Source organism: Stenotrophomonas nitritireducens (assembly GCF_001431425.1).
GTDB lineage: Bacteria > Pseudomonadota > Gammaproteobacteria > Xanthomonadales > Xanthomonadaceae > Stenotrophomonas > Stenotrophomonas nitritireducens.
Window position 1 is genome coordinate 97,985 of the sequence record NZ_LDJG01000011.1, and the last position, 21,739, is coordinate 119,723.

At 68.1% G+C, this 21,739-nt stretch carries 22 protein-coding genes; 6 read left to right on the forward strand and 16 right to left on the reverse strand.

Annotation, left to right across the window (positions count from 1 at the left end; genetic code table 11):
• Positions 1-13 precede the first annotated feature (13 nt).
• Entirely contained in the window at positions 14-286 is a 273-nt protein-coding gene (locus tag ABB22_RS18730) for a hypothetical protein (RefSeq protein ID WP_235504241.1), read from the reverse strand.
• Here ABB22_RS18730 and ABB22_RS08365 point away from each other — a divergent pair.
• The 5 genes from ABB22_RS08365 to ABB22_RS08385 all read left to right on the forward strand — a co-directional run bounded on the left by ABB22_RS08365 (position 228) and on the right by ABB22_RS08385 (position 9,019).
• The gene (locus tag ABB22_RS08365) at positions 228-5,207 is read left to right on the forward strand and encodes an NAD-glutamate dehydrogenase (protein WP_055764847.1); all 4,980 of its coding nucleotides are present in this window, start codon (positions 228-230) and stop codon (positions 5,205-5,207) included. The two genes, ABB22_RS18730 and ABB22_RS08365, sit on opposite strands and share 59 nt — an antisense overlap.
• A gap of 453 nt (positions 5,208-5,660) precedes the next feature.
• A complete protein-coding gene (locus ABB22_RS08370; protein WP_055764849.1) occupies positions 5,661-6,431 on the forward strand; it encodes an NAD kinase in 771 nt (256 codons plus the stop codon).
• 159 nt (positions 6,432-6,590) lie between these two features.
• Complete coding sequence (locus tag ABB22_RS08375) at positions 6,591-7,547, forward strand: 5'-nucleotidase (RefSeq protein WP_055764851.1); 957 nt, start codon at positions 6,591-6,593, stop codon at positions 7,545-7,547.
• Positions 7,544-8,266 carry a spermine/spermidine synthase domain-containing protein gene (locus ABB22_RS08380; protein ID WP_055764853.1) on the forward strand — a complete coding sequence of 241 codons (723 nt, stop codon included), beginning with the start codon at positions 7,544-7,546 and terminating at the stop codon, positions 8,264-8,266. Before ABB22_RS08375 ends, ABB22_RS08380 begins: the two co-directional genes overlap by 4 nt.
• A 540-nt stretch (positions 8,267-8,806) precedes the next feature.
• Entirely contained in the window at positions 8,807-9,019 is a 213-nt protein-coding gene (locus ABB22_RS08385; protein WP_055764855.1) for a cold-shock protein, read from the forward strand.
• A gap of 373 nt (positions 9,020-9,392) precedes the next feature.
• Here ABB22_RS08385 and ABB22_RS18545 read toward each other — a convergent pair whose 3' ends face one another.
• The 4 genes from ABB22_RS18545 to ABB22_RS08390 form a co-directional block, all read right to left on the reverse strand.
• Entirely contained in the window at positions 9,393-9,536 is a 144-nt protein-coding gene (locus ABB22_RS18545) for a hypothetical protein (RefSeq protein WP_162838911.1), read from the reverse strand.
• Between the two features lie 28 nt (positions 9,537-9,564).
• Positions 9,565-9,822 (reverse strand): hypothetical protein, encoded by a 258-nt coding sequence (locus ABB22_RS18500; protein WP_082443468.1) that lies wholly within the window; start codon positions 9,820-9,822, stop codon positions 9,565-9,567.
• A gap of 9 nt (positions 9,823-9,831) precedes the next feature.
• Entirely contained in the window at positions 9,832-10,152 is a 321-nt protein-coding gene (locus ABB22_RS17785; protein ID WP_235504209.1) for a YkgJ family cysteine cluster protein, read from the reverse strand.
• A gap of 371 nt (positions 10,153-10,523) precedes the next feature.
• On the reverse strand, positions 10,524-11,303 hold the full coding sequence (locus ABB22_RS08390; RefSeq protein WP_235504210.1) for a dihydrofolate reductase family protein: 780 nt from the start codon (positions 11,301-11,303) through the stop codon (positions 10,524-10,526).
• Positions 11,304-11,630: 327 nt separating this feature from the next.
• On the opposite strand from ABB22_RS08390, the gene ABB22_RS08395 reads away from it, so the two are divergent.
• Positions 11,631-13,004 (forward strand): NAD(P)-binding domain-containing protein, encoded by a 1,374-nt coding sequence (locus ABB22_RS08395; protein WP_055764859.1) that lies wholly within the window; start codon positions 11,631-11,633, stop codon positions 13,002-13,004.
• Positions 13,005-13,054: 50 nt separating this feature from the next.
• Here the strand turns inward: ABB22_RS08395 and ABB22_RS08400 are convergent, their stop codons facing one another.
• The 11 genes from ABB22_RS08400 to ABB22_RS08450 all read right to left on the reverse strand — a co-directional run bounded on the left by ABB22_RS08400 (position 13,055) and on the right by ABB22_RS08450 (position 21,738).
• Positions 13,055-13,609 carry a DUF2939 domain-containing protein gene (locus ABB22_RS08400; protein WP_055765423.1) on the reverse strand — a complete coding sequence of 185 codons (555 nt, stop codon included), beginning with the start codon at positions 13,607-13,609 and terminating at the stop codon, positions 13,055-13,057.
• A gap of 16 nt (positions 13,610-13,625) precedes the next feature.
• Positions 13,626-14,096 (reverse strand): SRPBCC family protein, encoded by a 471-nt coding sequence (locus tag ABB22_RS08405; RefSeq protein WP_055764862.1) that lies wholly within the window; start codon positions 14,094-14,096, stop codon positions 13,626-13,628.
• A gap of 72 nt (positions 14,097-14,168) precedes the next feature.
• Positions 14,169-14,855, reverse strand: coding sequence for a DUF2461 domain-containing protein (locus ABB22_RS08410; RefSeq protein ID WP_055764864.1), 687 nt, complete (start codon positions 14,853-14,855; stop codon positions 14,169-14,171).
• A complete protein-coding gene (sbcB, locus tag ABB22_RS08415; RefSeq protein WP_055764866.1) occupies positions 14,852-16,291 on the reverse strand; it encodes an exodeoxyribonuclease I in 1,440 nt (479 codons plus the stop codon). Before sbcB ends, ABB22_RS08410 begins: the two co-directional genes overlap by 4 nt.
• Before the next feature lie 72 nt (positions 16,292-16,363).
• Positions 16,364-17,737: an FAD-dependent monooxygenase gene (locus ABB22_RS08420; RefSeq protein ID WP_055764868.1), complete on the reverse strand. Its 1,374-nt coding sequence runs from the start codon at positions 17,735-17,737 to the stop codon at positions 16,364-16,366.
• A gap of 18 nt (positions 17,738-17,755) precedes the next feature.
• A complete protein-coding gene (gene kynU, locus ABB22_RS08425) occupies positions 17,756-19,030 on the reverse strand; it encodes a kynureninase (RefSeq protein ID WP_055764870.1) in 1,275 nt (424 codons plus the stop codon).
• A 173-nt stretch (positions 19,031-19,203) separates the two neighbouring features.
• A complete protein-coding gene (locus ABB22_RS08430; RefSeq protein WP_055764872.1) occupies positions 19,204-19,719 on the reverse strand; it encodes a 3-hydroxyanthranilate 3,4-dioxygenase in 516 nt (171 codons plus the stop codon).
• Positions 19,720-19,738: 19 nt separating this feature from the next.
• The gene (gene can / locus ABB22_RS08435; protein WP_055764873.1) at positions 19,739-20,401 is read right to left on the reverse strand and encodes a carbonate dehydratase; all 663 of its coding nucleotides are present in this window, start codon (positions 20,399-20,401) and stop codon (positions 19,739-19,741) included.
• A 74-nt stretch (positions 20,402-20,475) separates the two neighbouring features.
• Positions 20,476-21,114, reverse strand: coding sequence for an FMN-binding negative transcriptional regulator (locus tag ABB22_RS08440; protein ID WP_055764874.1), 639 nt, complete (start codon positions 21,112-21,114; stop codon positions 20,476-20,478).
• A gap of 7 nt (positions 21,115-21,121) precedes the next feature.
• Complete coding sequence (locus tag ABB22_RS08445; protein WP_055764876.1) at positions 21,122-21,436, reverse strand: hypothetical protein; 315 nt, start codon at positions 21,434-21,436, stop codon at positions 21,122-21,124.
• The gene (locus ABB22_RS08450; protein WP_055764878.1) at positions 21,433-21,738 is read right to left on the reverse strand and encodes a hypothetical protein; all 306 of its coding nucleotides are present in this window, start codon (positions 21,736-21,738) and stop codon (positions 21,433-21,435) included. Before ABB22_RS08450 ends, ABB22_RS08445 begins: the two co-directional genes overlap by 4 nt.
• Between the last annotated feature and the right edge of the window lies 1 nt (position 21,739).

Consider the following 21,739-nt stretch of genomic DNA (forward strand, 5'->3'; position numbering starts at 1 on the left):
TATACCGTCCAGTTCACAATTGGTAAAGCAGCGCGGAAAGGCGCTTCCCGCTGCTGTTCCCGAGCATCGACAGCGAACGGTCTTCTTGGTGAAAACCTTTTTTAAAACAGTTGGTTGGGCTTGTTTTGAAGGGTTTTTGCAAAGCCTGATTGCGGCCCTGCAACAATGCTCTTCGGACAGCGGGGGCTACAATCGCGCCTCCCCAGGAGCCCACTGAAAGCTCAACCATGAAATCGCAAAACAACGCTGCCAAGTCCGCAAAAACGAAATCCCAACCGGCTGCCAAGCAGAGTGTTTCCGAGGCCGGCCTGTCCCTGGAGCCGGTTTTCGCGGCTTTGCGCAAGCGTTACCCCGCCGCGGCACAGGCCCAGGCGGTGGCATTCGCCTCGGCCTTCTACAAGCGCATGGAAGCCGATGAGTTCAACGCGCATCGCGCCGAGGACTGGGCGGCACTGGCCGCCGGCATGCTGGAGTTCGCCCGCGTGCGCAAGCCGGGCAAGGCCAACGTGCGCGTGTTCAACCCGGTCCTGAAGACGGACGGCTGGGAGTCGGCCCACACCGTGCTGCAGATCGTCAACGACGACATGCCGTTCCTGGTGGATACCGTCTCGCTGGCGCTGGCCGACATGGGCGTTGGCGTGCACGTGCTGGGCCATCCGGTGATCGCGCTCGGCCGCGACAAGGCCGGCAAGCTGGCCGGCGTCGGCGAGGGTTCGCCGGAGTCGGTGATGCTGCTGGAGATCGACCGCCAGCCGGCCGAAGCGATGGACGCGGTGGCCAAGCGCGTGAACGAGGCGCTGGAAGAAGTGCGCGCCATCGTCAAGGACTGGGAGCCGATGCGCGACAAGGCGCTGGCCCTGGCCGACGACCTGGGCAAGCGCACGCTGCCGGTGAGCGAGGAGTCGCGCCATGAGGCGCAGGAATTCCTGCGCTGGGCCGCGGACAACCATTTCACCTTCTTCGGCTACCGCGAATACAAGGTCGGCAAGCAGGGCAAGGAAGACGTGCTGGCCGCGCAGAACGGCACCGGCCTGGGGCTGATGCGCGGCAAGGACACCTCGGTGGCGCGTCCGGTCAAGGGGCTGGCGGCGCAGGGCCTGAACACCACCAGCGGCCTGACCGACGCGCTGATCCTGACCAAGACCAATGCCCGTTCGCGCATCCACCGCGGCGGCTACATGGATTACATCGGCATTCTGGAGTTCGACGCCAAGGGCAGGATCGTCGGCGAACAGCGCTTCCTGGGCCTGTTCACCTCCAGCGCCTACAACCGCCGCCCGTGGGAAATCCCGCTGGTGCGCCAGCGCTACGAGAACGTGATGAAGCGTTCGGGCCTGAGCCCGTCCAGCCACAGCGGCAAGGCGCTGCGCCACATCCTCGAATCGCTGCCGCGCGAGGAGCTGTTCCAGTCCAGCGAGGACGAACTGTTCCGCACCGCGATGGGCGTGCTCGGCCTGCAGGAGCGCGTGCGCAGCCGCCTGTTCCTGCGCCGCGACAAGTTCAGCCGCTTCATCTCCGCGCTGGTGTTCCTGCCGCGCGAGCGCTTCAACACCGATGTGCGCCTGCGCATCGAGGCCCTGCTGCGCGACGCGCTGCAGGGCGAATACGTCGATTCCAGCGTGGTGCTGGGCGACTCGCCGCTGGCGCAGCTGCACCTGATCGTGCGCCCGAAGGCCGGGCAGAGCCTGGACCTGGACACCGAGGGCCTGGAGAAGCGCCTGGCCCATGCCCTGCGCAACTGGCAGGACGACCTGCGTGAGGCGCTGGTCGCCAGCCATGGTGAAAGCGAAGGCCTGCGCATCGCCTCGCGCATCGGCAAGGCACTGCCGGCCGGCTACATCGAGGACTCCAGCGCCGAGATCGCCGCCGCCGACGTGGCCCAGCTCGACGCGCTGACCGGCCCGGACGACCTGCGCCTGAGCCTGCAGCCGATCCACCGCGACGGTGCCGATGGCCTGCGCATGAAGCTGTACCGCCAGCTCAAGGACATCCCGCTGTCCGACGTGCTGCCGATGATGGAGAACATGGGCCTGCGCGTGATCGCCGAACGTCCGTACCGCCTGATGGTGGACGACGCGCCGGTCTACGTGCAGGACTTCGAGGTCGAATCGACCGTCGGCGCCATCGACGCGGCTGCCGCCAGCGCGGCCTTCGCCGATGCCTTCGCCCGTGTATGGCACGGCGAGGCCGAGAACGACGGCTTCAACCGCCTGGTGCTGGCCACCGGCCTGGACTGGCGCCAGGTGGCGATGCTGCGCGGCTACTGCAAGTACCTGCTGCAGATCGGCGTGCCGTTCTCGCAGGCCTACGTCGAAGGCACCTTCAACCGCTATCCGCTGCTGGCGCGCCTGATCGTGGAGCTGTTCGAAGCCCGCTTCGACCCGGCGCCGGCCACCGACAAGGCCACCGCCGACGCGCAGCTGGCGCAGTTCAAGGCGCTGGCCGGCGGCGACGCCGCCACCGTCAAGCTGCTCGAGGGCCTGGTCAAGGCGCGCGGCGGCAACCGTGACGCGCGCATGGCGCTGGTGCACGACGCCCTGGTCAAGCTGCTGGACGGCGTGTCGAGCCTGGACGAGGACCGCATCCTGCGCAGCTTCATCGGCGCGATCGAAGCCACCCTGCGCACCAGCTATTACATGCAGCGCAAGGACGGCGTGCGCGCCGACGGCGGCCCGGCCGACTACATCAGCTTCAAGTTCGACGCCGCCAAGGTGCCGGATGCGCCCAAGCCGCGCCCGTACCGCGAAATCTGGGTGTGCGGCCCGCGCGTGGAAGGCACCCACCTGCGCTTCGGCGCCGTGGCCCGTGGTGGCCTGCGCTGGTCCGACCGCCGCGAGGATTTCCGTACCGAGGTGCTGGGCCTGGTCAAGGCGCAGATGGTGAAGAACACGGTGATCGTGCCGGTCGGCTCCAAGGGCGGTTTCTTCGCCAAGCAGCTGCCGGATCCGGCGCTCGACCGCGACGCATGGTTCGCCGAAGGCGTGGCCTGCTACAAGCGCTTCATCAACGGCCTGCTGGACATCACCGACAACATCGTGGGCAACAAGATCGTGGCGCCGGTAGGCGTGGTGCGCCATGACCAGGACGATCCGTACCTGGTGGTCGCCGCCGACAAGGGCACCGCGACCTTCTCCGACATCGCCAACGGCATCGCCCGGGCCCATGGCTTCTGGATGGACGATGCGTTCGCTTCGGGTGGCTCGGTCGGCTACAGCCACAAGGGCATGGGCATCACCGCGCGCGGCGCGTGGGAGTCGGTCAAGCGCCACTTCCGTGCGCTGGGCCGCAACTGCCAGAAGCAGGACTTCACCTGCGTCGGCATCGGCGACATGTCCGGCGACGTGTTCGGCAACGGCATGCTGCTGTCCGAGCATGTGCAGCTGGTCTGCGCCTTCGACCACCGCCACATCTTCCTCGACCCGACCCCGGTGGCGGCCAGCTCGTTCAAGGAGCGCCAGCGCCTGTTCGAACTGCCGCGCTCGAGCTGGGCGGACTACAACGCCAAGCTGATCAGCAAGGGCGGCGGCATCTATGCCCGCTCGCTCAAGTCGATCGAGATCACCCCGCAGGTGCGCGAGGCGCTGGGCATCGACGCCGGCATCAAGTCGATGACCCCGACCGACCTGATCAACGCCGCGCTGAAGGCACCGGTGGACCTGGTGTGGAACGGCGGCATCGGTACCTACGTCAAGGCGGCCAGCGAGACCAACGCCGAAGTCGGCGACCGCGCCAACAGCGGCCTGCGCGTCAACGGCGGCGAGCTGCGCTGCAGGATCGTGGGCGAGGGCGGCAACCTGGGCATGACCCAGCTGGGCCGCATCGAAGCCGCGCAGAACGGCGTGCTGCTCAACACCGACTTCATCGACAACTCCGCCGGCGTCGATACCTCCGACCACGAAGTCAACATCAAGATCCTGCTCAACGACGTGGTGCGCGCCAAGAAGCTCACCGTCGAGCAGCGCAACAAGCTGCTGGCCTCGATGACCGACGAGGTCGCCGGGCTGGTGCTGATGGACAACTACCGCCAGAACCAGGCCATCAGCCTGATGGAGCGGATGAGCGTCAAGCGCCTGGGTTCCAAGCAGCATTTCATCCGCACGCTGGAGCAGCAGGGCCTGCTCGACCGCCAGATCGAGTTCCTGCCGTCCGACGCCGAGCTGTCCGCGCGCAAGCTGCGCGGCCAGGGGCTGACCCGTCCGGAACTGTCGGTGATCCTGTCCTACTCCAAGATCGTCGCCTTCCAGCAGCTGCTGGAATCGGACATCCCGGAAGATCCGTACCTGTCCAAGGAGCTGCTGCGCTACTTCCCGCAGCCGCTGCAGAAGAAGTACGCCGACGCGATGAACGGCCACCGCCTGAAGCGCGAGATCATCGCCACCGCGGTGACCAACCAGACCATCAACCGCATGGGCGCCACCTTCCTGATGCGCATGCAGGAAGATACCGGCCGCAGCGTGGCCGAGGTCGCCAAGGCCTACACCATCAGCCGCGAGACGCTGGACGCGCGCGCGCTGTGGACGCAGATCGACGCGCTGGACGGCACCCTGCCGGAGGCCGTGCAGGTCGACGCGCTGGAAGTGATCTGGAAGCTGCAGCGTGCGTTCGTGCGCTGGCTGCTGAACCGTCCGGGCGCGATGCCGGGCATCACCGCCGCGGTCGAACGCTACCAGGGGCCGTTCAACGACATCCGCATCGCCTCGGGCGTGCTGCCGGATTCGCAGCGCCCGGCCTACGAGGCCAGCGTCAAGCAGTGGAAGGAAAAGGGCCTGCCGGCGGCGCTGGCGCAGCAGCTGTCCGAGCTGCAGTTCCTGGAACCGGCGTTCGACATCATCGAACTGGCCCGCACCCGCAAGCTCAAGCCGGTGGACGTGTCCAAGGTCCACTTCCGCCTGGGCGAAGCCCTGCAGATGCCGTGGCTGTTCGAGCAGATCGACGCGCTGGAGGTCAACGGCCGCTGGCACGCCGTTGCCCGCGGCGTGCTGCGCGACGAGCTGGCCGCGCACCAGCGCAACCTCGCCGGCCAGGTGCTGTCGATGAAGGGCGCCAGTGCCGAGGCCAAGGTCGCCGCCTGGCTGGGCCGCGAGGACAGCGGCCTGCGCTTCACCCTGGCGATGCTGGCCGAGCTGGCCGAGCAGAAGACGCTGGACTACCCGACCGTCTCTGTCGCGGTGCAGCGCCTGGGCCAGCTGGCGGCACACGGGGTTTGACCCCGTGGTCGGGCCGGTGAAACCGGCCCGACCCGAAAGCCTGCGATGCAGGCTTTCGGCACCGCCCTCGGTTTGCCTATCCCCGCGGCTGTCGCCGTGCCCCCCTTAACAAAGGGGGGCTCTGCTCCAGAAGGATGGCAGAGGGGGCCGACCGGTGGTAGGCACCTGCTGGATACAACATCGCGGCCAAGGCCGCTCCTGCGAAAGCAACGGTCGTTGCGGTGGGAGCGGCCTTGGCCGCGGTGCTTTCGGCTGCAGGAGCGGATTCAGCCGCGAGTGCTTTCCGGGCGTAGTGCAGCGGCAATCGCGACTGAAGCCGCTCCTGCGGGGCGGAAGGCGAGGGCGCTCTGGCCGTGTGGCTTGCCCGCGTTCGGGATCGATAGCATGCGCTGGAGTGCCGCGGCAGCGTTCGCCGTTGCGGGTTATCCTCGGCAATCCTTCCAGCAACCGACGATGGCCATGTCCCCCCGCATCGCCTTTCTCGCCAGCACCGTCGAGGCCGCGCAGCAGGCCCGCGAGCGGCTGGCCGCGCGTTACGGCGACCATGCGCCCGACGATGCCGACGTGCTGTGCCCGCTGGGCGGCGACGGCTTCATGCTGCAGACGCTGCACCGCTTCGGCGGCATGGGCAAACCGGTGTTCGGCATGAAGCTGGGGACGGTCGGTTTCCTGATGAACCACCACCGCGAAGACGACCTGCCGCAGCGGCTGGCGCAGGCCGAACCAGCGCACCTGCGCCCGCTGGAGATGATCGCGCGCACCGAGTCGGGCACCACGGTCGGCTCGCTGGCCTACAACGACGTGTCGATGCTGCGGCAGACGCGGCAGGCGGCGCATATCGGCATCGACCTCAACGGCCAGCAGCGCGTGGAGGAACTGATCTGCGACGGCGTGCTGGTCTCAACGCCCGCCGGCAGCACCGCCTACAACTACTCGGCGCACGGGCCGATCCTGCCGCTGGGCTCGAACACCATCGCGTTGACGCCGCTTGCGCCGTACCGCCCGCGGCGCTGGCGCGGCGCCATCCTCAAGGCCGAGACCGAGGTGCGCTTCCGCGTGCTCGACCCCTACAAGCGGCCGGTCAGCGTCACCGCCGATTCGCACGAGACCCGCGACGTGGTGGAAGTGACCATCCGCGAGTCGCGCGAGCGGCGGGTGACTCTGCTGTTCGATCCCGAACACAACCTGGAAGAGCGCATCCTCAGCGAGCAGTTCGAGTTCTGAGCGCAAAGCGAGGGCTCCGTACAAGCGACACCGGTGGCGACGGGGTTCTGTCGGTGACGTCCGTCGACACCTGAGGCGCTTCTGCGGAGGCTGCCATCGGCAGCGGGGCTTCCGGTTAGACTGGCTCCCATCCCCCCGCTTTTCCTGTCAGGTCCATCCATGGGCGACAACACTCCCAGACTGCTCACCGTCGCGGTGACTTCGCGCGCCCTGTTCGACCTCGAAGAGGGGCATGCGCTGTTCGAAAGCGAGGGCGTGGAGGCCTACGCGGCCTATCAGCGCGAGCACGAGGACGACATCCTCAAGCCCGGCGTGGCCTTCCCGGTGGTGCGCAAGCTGCTGGCCCTGAACGGTGGCACGCCGACGGAAACGCCGCGGGTGGAAGTGATCCTGCTCTCGCGCAATTCGGCCGATACCGGGCTGCGCATCTTCAATTCCATCCAGCACTACGGCCTGGGCATCGTGCGCGCCACCTTCACCGCCGGCGAGCCGACCTGGCCCTACGTCAAGCCGTTCGGCACCGACCTGTTCCTGTCGGCGAACCCCGAATCGGTGCGGCGCGCGCTGGTGCATGGCATCGCCGCGGCCACCATCCTGCCGCGCGGCGCCGGCGAGGTGTCCGCCGCCGCCGCTGCCACCGATACCGGGCGCCCGTCGACGCAACTGCGCATCGCCTTCGATGGCGACGCGGTGATTTTCGGCGACGAGGGCGAGCGCATCTCACGCGAGCAGGGCGTGGAGGCTTTCGGACGGCACGAGCGCGAGAACGCGCACGAGCCGCTCAGCGGCGGGCCGTTCCGCAGCTTCCTGTCAGCCCTGCATGCGCTGCAGGCCGCGTTCCCGGCGGGCGAGGAGGCGCCTATCCGCACCGCGCTGGTCACCGCGCGTTCGGCGCCGGCGCACGAGCGGGTGATCCGCACCCTGCGCGAGTGGGGCGTGCGCCTGGACGAGGCGCTGTTCCTCGGCGGACGCCACAAGGGGCCGTTCCTGGAAGCGTTCGGCGCGGACATCTTCTTCGACGATTCCCAGCACAACATCGACAGCGCCCGCCAGCATCACAGCGTCGCCGCCGGGCACGTGCCGCACGGCATCGCCAACGCCGACCGCGTGGAATGAGCGGCGGGGTAGGCGCCCACGTCCGCCGTACCTGGCGGCATGTGGAACTGCAGTTCCATGGCGACGTCACCCAGACGCGCATGTCGCGCTGGTTCCCGCAGCGGCTGCACGTGGGCTATACCCGCACCATGCTCGCCGCGCTGTGGCTGCATCCGGATCCGCGCCGCATCGGCATCATCGGGCTGGGGGGCGGGGCCCAGACCAAGTTCTGCCACCTGCATCTGCCCTCGGCGCGCATCGACGTGGCGGAGAATGATGCGGATGTGATCGCCCTGCGCGGCGAATTCCAGATCCCGGCGGACGACGCGCGCCTGCATGTCGAATGCGTCGACGGCGCACGCTGGCTGCGCGGTCATCGCGGTTGTTTCGACCTGCTGCTGCTCGACGCCTACGACGCGCAGGGGATCCCCGCGGCGCTGTCCACGCAGGCGTTCTACGACGACTGCCGCGCCGCGCTCGGCGCCGACGGCGTCATGGCCAGCAATCTTTACGACACCGACACCCGCGCGCACCTTGCGCGGCTGCGCCGCAGTTTCCATGGCAACGTGCTGAAACTGGACGAACCGGACATGAGCAACAAGGTCGCTATCGCCTGGAACGGCAGGCCGCAACCGGGGCCGGTCGATGCGGCGCTGGCGGCGTTGCCCTGGGGGGCGCGCGGGCAGCTGCGGGCTGGATTCAGGCGATTGGCCGCGGCTTGGCAACGGGCGGCGCGCTGAAGGGCTCGATCCCATGGCGCGCTGCGTGGCCCGCCAGTCCCCCTTCGCTGGCCGCCTGCAGGGCCGCGGTGGCTTGAGCGATGCGTCGGGCGATGTGTGGTTTCACGCATGCCGTGGCGTACACGGCCGGTATGGCGGCCAGGTCATTGCGGCCGGGCGGCGGAGGCCCCCGTATCTGCTCCGCCGCGCCGCGCTGCCAACAGCGTGTCGACGGATTGCCGCTGACGCCAGCGGGGCGGACATGGGCATCGCCGGGAAGGGCGGGGTGTGTCGGATCATGAAGTGTTCGACGATCCGGCGACGCGTTGGAAAACGCAGCTGCGCCGGCATCGGCAGCCCAAACTGAATCGCGGCCCGGCCTGCATTTGCTTTGCGCGCGGAAAGTCTCTACGGTGCACGGGCTGAATTACAAGGGTCACCTTGAATCGTGGCCCGATGCTGTAGATACCTTCTCTACACTGTTGCACCCGCTTCTCAATTCTCCTTGAAATCAGCGTCCCTGCCGCGAATGCGGCTTCATCCGTAACAAGGAGCATTGAAATGTCCCAGTCCCAGTCCGGTACCGTGAAGTGGTTCAACGACGCCAAGGGTTTTGGCTTCATCACCCAGGATGGCGGCGGCGAAGACCTGTTCGTCCACTTCCGTTCGATCGAATCGTCCGGCTTCAAGTCGCTGCAGGAAGGCCAGAAGGTCACCTACGTGGCGGTGAAGGGCCAGAAGGGTATGCAGGCCGACCAGGTCCGCGTGGTCTGATCCGACCGGCTATCGCTTGATGAAAAAGCCCGGCTTCGAGCCGGGCTTTTTCATTGGACCGCAGGGCCGCATGCAACGTTGAAGATGACGGGGAGAACTCGTGATTCCCGCCCGCATGACCATGCTGGCGGAATCCTGCGTATCGCTTCCATCTCCGGTCCGGCAGGCGTGGTGAACGCTGCTGCAGACCGGATGTCTTGGATCGGCGTGACTGAAAGAGCGGCAGGATCATCTCGCCGCGCAGCCGTCCGAAGTGGCGTACAGGATGCGCGCCATCAACAATCAGCGCGGCGCGGCCACGTATCGATTGCCGATCCCGCATTGATGCCGATGGCGGCACCCATGCATGTGGTGCATGGGTGCGGTCGATGCCTCACGAGGTGGATGCAGGGCGGTCGGCGGCATCGGTCGTCGATGTGCCCTGTCCGGTGCGCTTCCTGGCGAGCTTCTCTTCTTTCTGTTTCTTCTTGGCCAGCTCGCGCTGGCGTTTCTCGAATGAATAATTGATCTTGGCCAAAGTTGTCGTCCGTTGGGGAGGGGAAGGATCAGGCTTTTTCCGGGGGAGTATCGGCGGTTGCCGGTACCGCCTTGCCACCGCGATCGGTCGGGGCGGGTTTCACGGCTTGAGCCTTGCCACGCAAGGGGGTGTTGCCGAGTACCTCGATCTTTCCCCCGGCCTTGCCGAATGCGACCAGGTCCTCGGCGATGCGCTCACCGGTCAGCGGGCCCTGCTGGGGTGGGCTGGCGAAGCTCGAACCGGTTCTTCTGGGGGCTGCGATGCCTGACTTGCGGATGGTGCTCATCTTTATTCCTCATGCAAGTGTCGATTCAATGGTGCGGCTTCCCGGATGCGCGTATTCCTCGCGGACGGCCTTGCAGTAGGGGCCGCCCATGACGAAGGATCTGCATACCGCCGGTCGGCTTGCATAGATCCGGCAATTCATCCTCTGCCCATCCAGTGCCACGCACCAGCCCTCCGGATCGCGGGCCATGACCGGCAGGCCATGCAGGCGCGTGGTCAGGTGCGCAGGCACGCTGTCCTCGCTGCCCAGTACCACCGTCAGGCGGCAGCACACCGCATCGCAAGACGTGCAGTGGACAGCGGTGGGCGTCTGGCAGGTGGACGGTTTCAACGCATGCCTCGCTGCGTGTGGCACGGCGTGGCGCGCGCCGTGGTTACCCGCTTGCGGACCAGGCGGGCCGCGGCCAGCGGGTGCCTGCCGGGGCGGATGTGGAGGGGATACCGCGGGCGCGTTGCCGGTTTGCAGACCGAACGTGCGGGCACAGGATGCTCCCATTGAGCGGCCGTCCGGATAGCCGGTGCCGATGGCGCAGGGAAAGGAGAGCGGAGCGGGCAACTGCCTTGGCGGCTGCGCGGAGCGCGCGTGGCAGGCATCGCCTGCATGGGCATGCTAGCACCATGCGGGAACGAGCGGCTTCACGCAGGCTTGGCGACGTGGGCGTGCAGCGCATCGATCAGGCCCGGTGGCCGTGTCCGCGCGCATTACCCGGTGACACCGCGTTTGCCGGCTTTCAATGGCCCGACCACCCGATAGTTGTTGAGGACGACGCCGGACGGCAGCGCCTTCGAGTCGGCCAGCTCGAACGTACATGCCGGGGTTCCGTCCGCGAAGAAACGCTTGCCGGTGCCGAGCAGCAGCGGATAGACGACCAGCAGTACCTCGTCCACGAGCGCGTGTTCGAGCAGGGGCGATGTGAGCGTGGAGCTGCCCGACAGGATCAGCGGGCGGACACCCTGGGACTTGATGCGGCGGATGTCGGTGAGGATGTCCGGCCCGATGCCTTCGGCCGGCCCCCATGCCAGGCTTGCCGGGCGATGGGTGGCGACGTATTTGGTCGCAGCGTTGAGATTGTCGGCCAGCGCGCCGTGCGGTGCCTGTGGCCAGAAGTCCGACCAGATGTCATAGGTGCGCCGTCCCAGCAGCAGATCGAAGCCGCTGCCATGGGCCAGGGTGATTTCCTCGCGGCCAGCCGGCGTCCGGTAGGGCGCGCTCCAGTCGCTGAAAGGGAATCCGCTTTCGTCGGCTGAATGCTGGATCACCCCATCCAGCGAGATGTGTTCGATGATCCTGAGTGTTCTCATCCGGGGCTCCGTTTGACCGGGGGAATTCGGGCCGGGCGCATGGCGGCGCGCGATGAATGGCAGGAACATCGTTCCGCCGCAGCGGTGGATGGCGGGCATCCCCGGTGCTGGACGGCGTTGGGCGATGCAGGCGATGGCGTCGCGGCGGATCCGTGTCCGGCCATGGTCGACACGGTACACGCGGTTGCCGTTTCAGGTGCATCACATTAGGATGGAAACGCTTTCGCGGGTTATTCCCGGCGGCGCTTCGCCGCATCCTGGTCTGCACGAATGCGGCAGATCCCCCCGCACAGCACCCACCCGGTGACGAAGGGGCGGGGCATGTTCCCCGGCCGGTGGCGTCTGCGCCTTCCCATCCTCTCGCCATGGCCGCCTGCTGGCGGCCACCGGGTGTTTCGCGCGCTGCGTGGGACTGAACGGCTGTTTCTCCCGCGCGGCGCATAACGCGCCCTTGCGCAGTGTCGTCGCGTCCAGCGCGGCGACGGCTACACAGGAGAAACAACCCGAATGACCATGCGTATCGCCATCCTTGGCGCCGGCCCCAGTGGCCTGGCGCAACTGCGTGCCTTCGAATCCGCCCGCAGGGCCGGAGCACACGTGCCGGAGATCGTCTGCTATGAAAAGCAGTCCGACCTCGGGGGAATGTGGAACTACACGTGGCGCACGGGACTGGACGCCTATGGCGAACCCGTGCACGGCAGCATGTACCGCTATCTCTGGTCCAACGGGCCGAAGGAAGCCCTGGAATTCGCCGACTACGGTTTCGAGGAGCACTTCGGCCGCCCGATCGCCTCGTACCCGCCGCGCGCGGTGCTGCGCGACTACATCATGGGCCGCATCGAGAAGAGCGGCGTGCGCGACCAGATCCGCTTCAGGATGGCGGTGCAATGGGTGGAGTACTCGGAGCAGAGCGGCCGGTTCACCGTCAGCGTGCGCGACCTGGAGAAGGACGAACTGGTCAGCGAGGAATTCGACCGCGTGATCGTCGCCACCGGGCATTTCTCCACGCCCAACGCGCCGTTCTTCGAGGGGCTGGAACGTTTCCCGGGACGCGTGCTGCACGCGCACGATTTCCGCGATGCCTGCGAGTTCGCTGGCAAGGACCTGCTGCTGGTGGGCAGCAGCTACTCGGCCGAGGACATCGGCACGCAATGCCACAAGTACGGCGCGCGTTCGGTGACCTTCAGCTACCGCAGCGTACCGATGGGCTACGACTGGCCGGACGCGTTCGACGAGAAGCCATTGCTGCTGCGGGTGGACGGCAATACCGCGCATTTCGCTGACGGCAGCAGCCGGGACGTGGACGCGATCATCCTGTGCACCGGCTACCAGCATCATTTCCCGTTCCTGCCCGACGCGCTGACCCTGCGTACCCGCAACCGGCTGTATCCGGGCGACCTGTACAAGGGCGTGTTCTGGATCGACAACCCGAAACTGATGTACCTGGGCATGCAGGACCAGTACTACACCTTCAACATGTTCGATGCGCAGGCCTGGTGCGCGCGCGATGCGATCCTCGGCACGATGGAGCTGCCGGACGAGGCGGCGATGCGCGCCGACAGCCGGGCCTGGCTGGAACGCGAGGAAGCCTGCCGGAATGCCGACGACGACATCGATTTCCAGACCGCCTACGTGCGCGACCTGCTCGGCGCCAGCGACTATCCTGACTTCGATGTCGAAGCGGTGGCGACGCTGTTCAAGCAATGGAAGCGCGACAAGAAGGACGACATCCTCGGCTACCGCAACCGCAGCTACCGTTCGGTGCTGACCGGCACGCTGGCGCCGCCGCACCACACGCCGTGGATGGAGGCGATGGACGATTCGCTGGAAGCGTTCCTGGCCGCAAGCACGCTGGAGGAGCCGCAGCGGCTTATCGCCTGAGACAGGGCCGGCGCCTGCCGCGGCCGGTGCCGGTTTCGAGCGCGGCGTCCTCAGCCGGATGCGTCGCCCGATGGCAACACGATGTCGGTAAGGCGCCAGCGCAGGCCCTGCCGGGTCAGCACGAAAACTACTTCGCCGCCGCCGTCGAGTCGCCGGGTGGCGGTGAAGCGCGACAGCGATTCGTAGCGCCCGCGCGCGCCCTGCAACGGCCGCGCGGGCGCCGGCGGGCCCCAGGTGTCGCCGTCGGCGGTATCGCCGGTGGCGCGTTTCCACACGCCATGGCCCTGCAGCAGGGCGGCGATGCCGGCGGGCGTGACCATTACGTCCACTGCCGCGCCGGTCAGGCGGCCGGCCACGCCCAGCGCCACGACCCCGAATAGGCTGGACTGCAGGTCGCTGCCGGCCCGTCGCACCAGCTGGTCGTCGAGCCGCGCCTTGAGGTTGACCCGCAGCGCGGGGAAATCGACGTAGCGCGAAAGACGCGCCGCGTCGCGCTGTTCGATTGCCTTGCCGATGCCGTGGATCGCCAGCCAGGGGCCAGCGGCGACGTAGGCGGCGAGTAGTACCAGCAGCGCGGCGAAGGCCGGGAGCAGCCATTTCTTCATGCGCATGCTCCGCGGCTCAGACCGGCAGTTCGGGATGGGATTCGGCCCAGCGCCGCAGCATCACCAGGGTTTCGGCCCAGGCCTGGCTGCAGAAGCCCAGGAATTCGCTGTCCGGGTTCCAGCCCAGGTGATGGAATTCCACTACCGTCATCGGTTCGCCTTCATGCGGCAGGCCGCGCCAGGCGCCGGGGCTGGCGCGGCGCGACAGCTCGAAGCGGATCTCGGTGCCGGTCCAGGCCGAGGCCGGGCTCTGCGCCGGGTGGCGGCTGATGACTTCCCAGCGCACGCAGCGTTCGGGGGCGTCGAGTACCTGCATCGCCACCACGCCATGCGCCGGCCCGGGGTTGTGGCTGAGCACGCTGGCACCGTCGATCACGCTGCTGGCATGGGGAATCCACCAGCGGCCGAGGCCTCCGGCCGTGGCCAGGCCGGCGTGGACGGTGGCCAGCGGTGCGTCGATCCAGATCTGGTGATGGATGGCGGCCATGGCGGCGGCTCCGTTGGGCGACTGCCGGCTAGGGTGCCGCAAATCCGGCGGGCCGGCGTGAACCCGGTCGCCTCAGAATTCCAGGTCCAGCGCCGCGCAGAGGTAATCGACGAACGGCCCCAGCGCGGCAAGGTCGGTGGCGAGCGTCTGGCGCAGGCGCGGACCGGTCATGACTGCATCGTCCAGCGGGCGCCACAGCACCCAGTTGCGATGCTTGAGGTCGTCGATGCATTCGAAATCGGCGGGGAAGCCGCGTGGCGCGCGCACCAGCTTTTCGCTGGTCTCGAATTCGTAGCGCCGGCGCGTGGCCGGCGCATGCGCGGCGGCCTTCCAGCTGCCGGGATTGTCGAAGATGAACTGGCGGATGCGGCGCTGCGTGTCCGGCTCTGGATGCCAGATGCCGGCACCGACGAAACTCTCGCCAGGCGCCAGGTGGATGTAGTACGACGGCGCCGGCACCTGCTTGCGGCGCTCATGGAACAGGCGTGCGCCCTGCCAGGTCTTGTACGGGGTCTTGTCATTGGAGAAGCGCGAGTCGCGGTAGATGCGGAACAGCGAGCCGCCGACGGTGCGCGGGTCGGCGCGGAAATGCGCGCTGACCTGCGCCAGGTCCGGTTGCAGGTCGGCGATCAGGCGCAGGAACGGCTGCCGCACGTGTTCTTCGTACTGGTGCTTGTGTTCTGCGAACCAGGGCTTCTCGTTGTGGCGGGCGAGGCCGCGCAGGAACTTGAAACTGGCGTCGCTGAAATAGGCGGTCATGGCGTTTCCTGCAGGGTGTGGCGCCACTGCTCCAGTGCATCGAGCAGGGCCAGCGAGGCGGGATTGTCGTGGTGTTCGCCGCGCAGCGTGCTGATCTGCGCCAGGTATTCGTCCATCGTCTGTTCGGCCATGCCCGGCGTGGTGAAGCGGCGATGGCGGTAGTCGTCCCAGCGCGCCCGTTCGCCGGCATCCAGCGTGTGCGGATGGTTGCGCGCGCGGTAGCGGAACAGCAGCTCCGGCAGGCGCGGGTCGCGGAAGTTCGCTTCCATCCCGGCCAGCGCGTCGGGCGGGCAGGTGCGCACGCGCGCCAGCTGCGCGCGGTCGCCCTCGGCGAGGAAACCGTCGTACAGCGCGCCGTCGGGATCGGGCGGGCCCTCGGCCGGACGCTCGCGGGCGAACACCCGGCGTACCTTCTCGGCCAGTTCGGGCCCATGCGCGCGCAGCTGCGCGGCGCGCGCCTCCACGGCCGCCGGGTCGATGCCCAGCCGCTCGAAATCGGGGGCGCGCAGGTGGTTCCAGGCCACCAGCGCCGGCACCTTGTTCAGGTGCACTTCCTTGAGCGGGATGCGCTGCTGGCCTTCGGGCAGGTCGGCGGCGCGGGTATACAGGCGCTGCGTGATCTCCTCCACGGACAGGTCCAGCAGCGCCTGCGGGTCGCTGTCCAGGTCGAACACGATGACCCGGTTGCCGATGTGCGGGTGCGTGGCCAGCGGCAGTACCGGTGCCGCGCACAGGCGGCTGGCGGGGTAGCGCATCGAGATGTGCAGCGCCGGCTGCATCGCCACCATGTCCAGCAGGCTGGCGACGAAACGCTTGTCGCGCAGCTTCAGCGCGTAGTCCCACATGCGCGGCTGCGCCTGCCGGAACTTCCGCGCCATGCCGATGGTGGCATGCACGTCGGACAGCGCCTCGTGCGCATCGCCTTGGCGCACGTCGTTGGCCAGGGCCAGGTGCTCGAGCTTGAACGAAGTAGCGCCGTCCTCGCGCTGCGGCCAGACGATGCCGTCCGGGCGCAGCGCATGCACCAGCCGCAGCATGTCCAGCAAATCCCAGCGCGAGTTGCCGCCGCGCCACTCGCGCTCGTAGGGGTCGAAGAAATTGCGGAACAGGCCGTGGCGGACGAACTCGTCGTCGAAGCGCAGCGTGTTGTAGCCCAGCGTGCAGGTCTGCGGGCGCGCCATCAGCTCGGCGATGCGGGCGAAGGCCTCGGCCTCGCTCACGCCCTCGGCCAGCGCGCACTGCGGCGTGATGCCGGTGATCAGCGTGGCGATGGGCGAGGGCAGCAGGTCGTTGGCCGGCCTGACGAAGAAGCTGACCGGCTCCTCGATGGCCTGCAGCTGCGCGTCGGTACGCACCGCGGCGAACTGCGCGATGCGGGTGCGGCGCGGATCCTGGCCGAAGGTCTCGAGGTCGTAGAACAGGAAGGTATCGGGCATGGGTGTCTTACCGTCGGCCAGTGGTTTTCGCCGGTCGTGGCGACGGCGTCGTTGCCTGTCGGGCACGGGTCATCAGTACGCTCCTTCCAGCACCGGCAACTGCGCCTGGATGATGTCCTCCAGCGCGGCCCAGTCGATATGCTCCAGCGTGGCGTGGCCGGCGCTGGCCGCGGCGAGGATGCGTTGCTGCAGCCGCGTGCGTTCCAGCGCCACCGCGTACGGCGTGTGCAGGAAGGTGACCATGGTGTAGTGCGGCACGAAGCGCGTGGGCCAGCGCCGCTGCAGTTCCTGTTCCAGTTCGCGCTGCAGCAGGAAGACCGGGTCGGCGACGTGGTCGCGCATCTCCAGGTAGTTGTCCAGCGCCATCTGCTGGATCGCCGCGGCGTTGGGCTTGCGCTCGGCCTCGAAGGCGGCGAAGGCCCGCGCGGGATCCTCGTGCCTTTCCAGCAGGTCCGCCAGCGCGATGCAGTCCTCGAACGCGCAGTTCATGCCCTGGCCGTGGAACGGCACCATCGCGTGCGCGGCGTCGCCGAGCAGCACCGCCTTGCCGCCCAGGTGCCAGCGGTCAAGGTGCAGGGTGCCGAGCAGGCCGGGCGGGTGTTGTTCCCAGTCGCGGCGCAGGTGCGGGATCAGCGGCAGCGCGTCGGCGAACTCGCGCGCGAACAGAGCCTCGGCCTCGGCGCCGCTGCGCACCGTGGCGAAACTCGGATCGCCCTCGTTGGGCAGGAACAGGGTGACGGTGAAGGTGCCTTCGTCGTTGGGCAGGGCGATGCACATGTAGCGGCCGCGCGGCCAGATATGCAGTGCGTTGGCTTCGATCCTGAAGCCGTTGTCGACACCGGGCGGGATCTCCAGCTCCTTGTAGGAGTGGTCGAGGAACTCGGTGCGTTCGCCCAGCGGCGACTTGCGGTTCATCGCCGCGCGCAGCGCCGAGCCGGCGCCGTCGGCGCCGACCAGGGGCGTATCGAAGTGGATGTCGTGCGGCTGGTCGTCGCGGTCGTCGATGAAGCGCGCATAGCCGGCGTCGAAATCCACCGTGTGCAGGCGGCGGTGGAAATGGAAGCGGGCGCCGGCGTCCTCGGCCAGCTGCAGCAGGGTGGTGTTGAGGTCCTTGCGGTGCACCGACCAGATCACTTCGCTGTCGTCGCGGCCGTAGCGCTGCAGCTGCGGCGCACCGCCATCGCGCGGGTGCACCATGCGTCCGCGCATCATCACCGTGCGCTCCATCACCGCCGCTTCAACGCCGGCCTGGCGCAGTGCGTTGCGGCCGCGTTCGGCCAGCGCGAGATTGATCGAGCGGCCGCTTTCGTAATCGGCCACGCGTGGGTCGCCGCGGCGTTCGTAGACGGTGACGCGCCAGCCGCGGCGCGAGAGCAGGATGGCGAGTAGGGAGCCGGCCAGGCCGGCGCCGATCAGGGTCAGGTGACGCGGGGAGGAAACGCTCAAGTCGGTGGTTCCGTTGGATCAGGGGCCGGCCCAGGCTTCCACTTCCTCGACGAAGCGCAGCACGTCGCGGTAGCGGTTGTACATGGGGGTCGGGGAAATGCGGATCACGTCGGGCTCGCGCCAGTCGCCCAGCACGCCGACCGACTGCAGGTATTCGAACAGCGAACGGCCCTGTTCGCGTCCGCCGGCCACGCGCAGCGACAACTGGCAGCCGCGCCGCCCGGTCTCGGCGGGGGTGACGATCTGCAGCACGTTGGACAGGCGTGCGCGCACCAGCGTCTCCAGGTAGCCGGTCAGCTGCAGCGACTTGGCGCGCAGCGCTTCCATGCCGGCCTGGTCGAACAGTTCCAGCGAGGCGCGCAGCGGCGCCAGCCCCAGCACCGGCGGATTGCTCAGCTGCCAGCCCTCGGCGCCCAGTTCGGGCACGAACTCCGGCGCCATGCGGAAGCGCGTGGCCTGCTCATGGCCCCACCAGCCGGCGAAGCGCGGCAGCGTGGTGTCGCGGGCGTGGCGCTCGTGCACGAAACAACCGGCGACCGCGCCCGGGCCGCCGTTGAGGTATTTGTAGTGGCACCACACCGCGAAATCGGGGGCGACATCGTGCAGCGCCAGCGACACGTTGCCGACCGAGTGGGCCAGGTCGAAGCCGATGTTGGCGCCCTGCGCGCGTGCCAGCCGGGTGATCGCATCCAGGTCGAACGCCTGTCCGGTGCGGTACTGCACGCCGGGCCACAACACCAATGCCACGCGCCTGCCGTGCTCGGCGATGGCGCGTTCGATCGCCGCCATCGACAGCGTGCCGTTGGCCTCGTCCGGCTGCACTTCGATCAGGTCGGTGGCCGGATCGAAACCATGGAAGCGGATCTGCGCCTCGACCGCGTGGCGGTCGGTGGGGAAGGCGCCGGCTTCCATCAGGATCGCCGGGCGCTCGCGCGTGGGCCGGTAGAAGCTGACCATCATCAGGTGCAGGTTCACGCTCAGCGTGTTCATCGCCACCACTTCCACCGGCTGCGCGCCGACCACGCGCGCCAGCTGGTCGCGCACCAGGCGGTGGTAGTTCATCCAATGGGTCGGGCCGGTGAAGTGGCCTTCGACCGCGATGCGCGCCCACAGGTCCATCACCTCCTGCACCATCGCCTGCGCGCCGCGCGGCTGCAGGCCGAGCGAGTTGCCGACGAAGTAGGCCTGGTCGGCGCCCTGGTGCTGCGGGAACAGGAACTGGCCGCGCAGCTGGCGCAGCGGATCTGCCGCATCGAGCGCGGTGGCATGGGCCGGGGACAGGATTTCGTTCATCGTGGCGCGCGCATTGAAGGGTTGCCGCAGTGTACCGCCGGCCCGCGGCACACGGTCGTAGGAGCGGCTTCAGCCGCGATGGGGCTTGCCCGACGAAGGGTTCGACCGGTAAAGCCCCATCGCGGCTGAAGCCGCTCCTACGGGGGCGTGTGGCGGTGCGTGCCGGAGGGCGCTCAGCCCTGTGCCGGCAGCGGATGCACCGCGCCGCACTGCATGCAGGTGCGGTGCTGCAGGGAGGAATGGAAACGGTCGAATACCCTGGGCAGGTCGGTCTCGATGTTGCCCAGGTGGAAGAACTCTTCGTACAGCTTGTGGTTGCACCGTTCGCAATGCCAGGCCACGCCGTCGAGTTCGTGCGGCAGGCGCTTGCGCTCGACCACCAGGCCGATGCCGCCCGGCGGGCGCCGCGGCGAATGCGGTACCCGCGGCGGCAGCAGGAAGATCTCGCCGGCGCGGATCGGGATGTCGCGTACCGCGCCGTCCTCCTGCACCTTGAGCACCATCTCGCCCTCGAGCTGGTAGAACCACTCCGGGCCTTCGTCGTAATGGAAGTCGGTGCGCGCGTTGGGCCCGCCGACCACCATGACGATGAAGTCGCCGTTGTCGATCATCCTGTTGCCCACCGGCGGCTTGAGCAGGTGGCGGTTGTCCTCGATCCAGGCGTGCAGGTTGATCGGCGAGGCGAGCATGGTCGGTTCCGGTCGGGAATCAGTCGCGCCGGCCGTGGCGCGGAACGAAGGCCAGGGCGCTCTCGTAGGCCGGTTTCAGGTCTTCGGCCGCTCCCACGTCGATGCCCATCTCGCTGACGCGGCCGTCCTTGAGGCTGTAGACCCAGCCGTGCACCATGAGTTTCTGGCCGCGCGCCCAGGCGTCCTCGACGATGGTCGAGCGGCACAGGTTGGCGACCTGCTCGATGACGTTCAGCTCGCACAGGCGGGCATGCTTGAGCTCGTCGTCCTCGATCGCATCGAGGATCGCCGAGTGCTTCTGCGCCACGTCGCCGACATGGCGCAGCCAGTTGTCGGCCAGGCCGACGCGGGTATTGTGCAGGCAGGCGTGCACGCCGCCGCAGCCGTAGTGGCCGACGATCAGGATGTGCTTCACCTTCAGCTGGTCCACCGCGTACTGCACCACGCTCAGGCAGTTCAGGTCGCTGTGCGCCACCACGTTGGCGACGTTGCGATGCACGAATACCTCGCCCGGGGCCATGCCGATGATCTGGTTGGCCGGCACGCGCGAGTCGGAGCAGCCGATCCACAGGTATTCCGGATGTTGCTGCTTGGCCAGCTGGTGGAAGAACTCGGGATCTTCCTTGGCGATCCGGTCCGCCCATTCGCGGTTGTTCTGCAGCAGCCTGCGGATGTCTTTCATTTGGGGTGTCCCTGACGTCGGTGGGGAGGATGGCGCGGCCAGCATGGCCGCGTCGTCGCGGGAAACGGGGGCGCTCAGTCGCCGGCGGCGGCCTGCCCGCGATGCCGGCGCATCCATTGCGCCAGTTCATGGGAAGCATGGCCGGGCAGGCGTTCCAGCGCGGCGATCACCGCCTGCTGGTTGGCGTCCGGGTGGTTCTGGCTGAGTTTCAGTTTGATCTGTACCTGTTCGACCTGGAAGCGGAAGCCGACGATGCCGCGCAACTGGCGGCGCTGCTCGTCGCGCTCCGGTTCGAAGCGCCAGGCCTGGCCGACGCCCGCCTCGAAGTGGTCGCTGAGTTCGCCGACCAGTGCGGCCAGCGCGTCTTCATCGTCGAAGGGCTCCAGGCGGCCGCGCAGTTCGGCGCTGGCATAGTTCCAGGTCGGCACGCGCGCGGCGCTGTCCTTGTCCGGATACCAGCTGGCCGACACATAACCGTGCGGGCCATCGACCAGCACCTTGGCGGCACCGGCCTGACGTGCCTGCGGGTTGGCCCGGGCCCAGTGGCCGAGCAGTTCGATGCGCTCGCCGTCGCGCCGGTACAGCACCGGCAGCCGGGTCAGCTCGGGCAGGCCGTCGGCACCGGTGGTCAGCACCGTGACGAACGGATCGCGCTGCAGCAGGCGATCCAGCCACACCAGATCATGCTCGGCGAAGGCGCGCGGGGTGAACACAGGCCGATCAGGCGCGCCCGCCCAGCGACTGCACCATGCGTCCGCGCAGGTCGGCGTCGTTGCCGGCCTGCGGCGGCCGCACTTCATGCAGCGAGAAGCCGCGCGCCAGCGCGTCCTCTTCGTCCAGCCCGTCCCAGGCGACGAATTCGGCGTCGAACAACTGCGCGCGCGCGGTGTCCTCGCTGTCGTAGCTCAGGGTGTTGCCGTCGCTGTCCAGCACCTCGGCGGTACCGGCCGGGCGCACGCGCAGGCGCGCCCAGACCAGGGTGGTGCCGAGGCTGGCCAGCCACCACTGGTCGGCGGAAGTATCGATGTCGTTCATTTCATTGCCAGGGAATAAAGCCAGAGCAGGCCGGCCATGCCCAGCCCGAACCAGATCACGCACAGCGCGATCCGGGCCGGGGTGGCCAGGCCACTGAGCGCGCGGTCGTCGAGCGCGTGGTAGCGGCCGCCGACCAGCCAGCGCAGTGCCTTGCCGTCGAGGAAGGCGAAGTCGCCGAAGCCGCCGGCCACCGTGGGATGGCGGTCACGGACATGCACCAGGGTCAGCGGCCAGAAGATCAGGAACGCGCTGAACCCGGCGATGGCGACGCCGATGAAGCACAGGGCGAAGAACAGGGTCACC

Bases quoted from the DNA above. Each gene is read 5' to 3' on its own strand.
- ABB22_RS08365 (WP_055764847.1), top strand. From the start codon at position 228: ATGAAATCGCAAAACAACGCTGCCAAGTCCGCAAAAACGAAATCCCAA.
- ABB22_RS08370 (WP_055764849.1), top strand. From the start codon at position 5,661: ATGGCCATGTCCCCCCGCATCGCCTTTCTCGCCAGCACCGTCGAGGCC.
- ABB22_RS08375 (WP_055764851.1), top strand. From the start codon at position 6,591: ATGGGCGACAACACTCCCAGACTGCTCACCGTCGCGGTGACTTCGCGC.
- ABB22_RS08380 (WP_055764853.1), top strand. From the start codon at position 7,544: ATGAGCGGCGGGGTAGGCGCCCACGTCCGCCGTACCTGGCGGCATGTG.
- ABB22_RS08385 (WP_055764855.1), top strand. From the start codon at position 8,807: ATGTCCCAGTCCCAGTCCGGTACCGTGAAGTGGTTCAACGACGCCAAG.
- ABB22_RS18500 (WP_082443468.1), bottom strand. From the start codon at position 9,822: ATGAGCACCATCCGCAAGTCAGGCATCGCAGCCCCCAGAAGAACCGGT.
- ABB22_RS08395 (WP_055764859.1), top strand. From the start codon at position 11,631: ATGACCATGCGTATCGCCATCCTTGGCGCCGGCCCCAGTGGCCTGGCG.
- ABB22_RS08400 (WP_055765423.1), bottom strand. From the start codon at position 13,609: ATGAAGAAATGGCTGCTCCCGGCCTTCGCCGCGCTGCTGGTACTACTC.
- ABB22_RS08405 (WP_055764862.1), bottom strand. From the start codon at position 14,096: ATGGCCGCCATCCATCACCAGATCTGGATCGACGCACCGCTGGCCACC.
- ABB22_RS08410 (WP_055764864.1), bottom strand. From the start codon at position 14,855: ATGACCGCCTATTTCAGCGACGCCAGTTTCAAGTTCCTGCGCGGCCTC.
- sbcB (WP_055764866.1), bottom strand. From the start codon at position 16,291: ATGCCCGATACCTTCCTGTTCTACGACCTCGAGACCTTCGGCCAGGAT.
- kynU (WP_055764870.1), bottom strand. From the start codon at position 19,030: ATGAACGAAATCCTGTCCCCGGCCCATGCCACCGCGCTCGATGCGGCA.
- ABB22_RS08430 (WP_055764872.1), bottom strand. From the start codon at position 19,719: ATGCTCGCCTCGCCGATCAACCTGCACGCCTGGATCGAGGACAACCGC.
- can (WP_055764873.1), bottom strand. From the start codon at position 20,401: ATGAAAGACATCCGCAGGCTGCTGCAGAACAACCGCGAATGGGCGGAC.
- ABB22_RS08445 (WP_055764876.1), bottom strand. From the start codon at position 21,436: ATGAACGACATCGATACTTCCGCCGACCAGTGGTGGCTGGCCAGCCTC.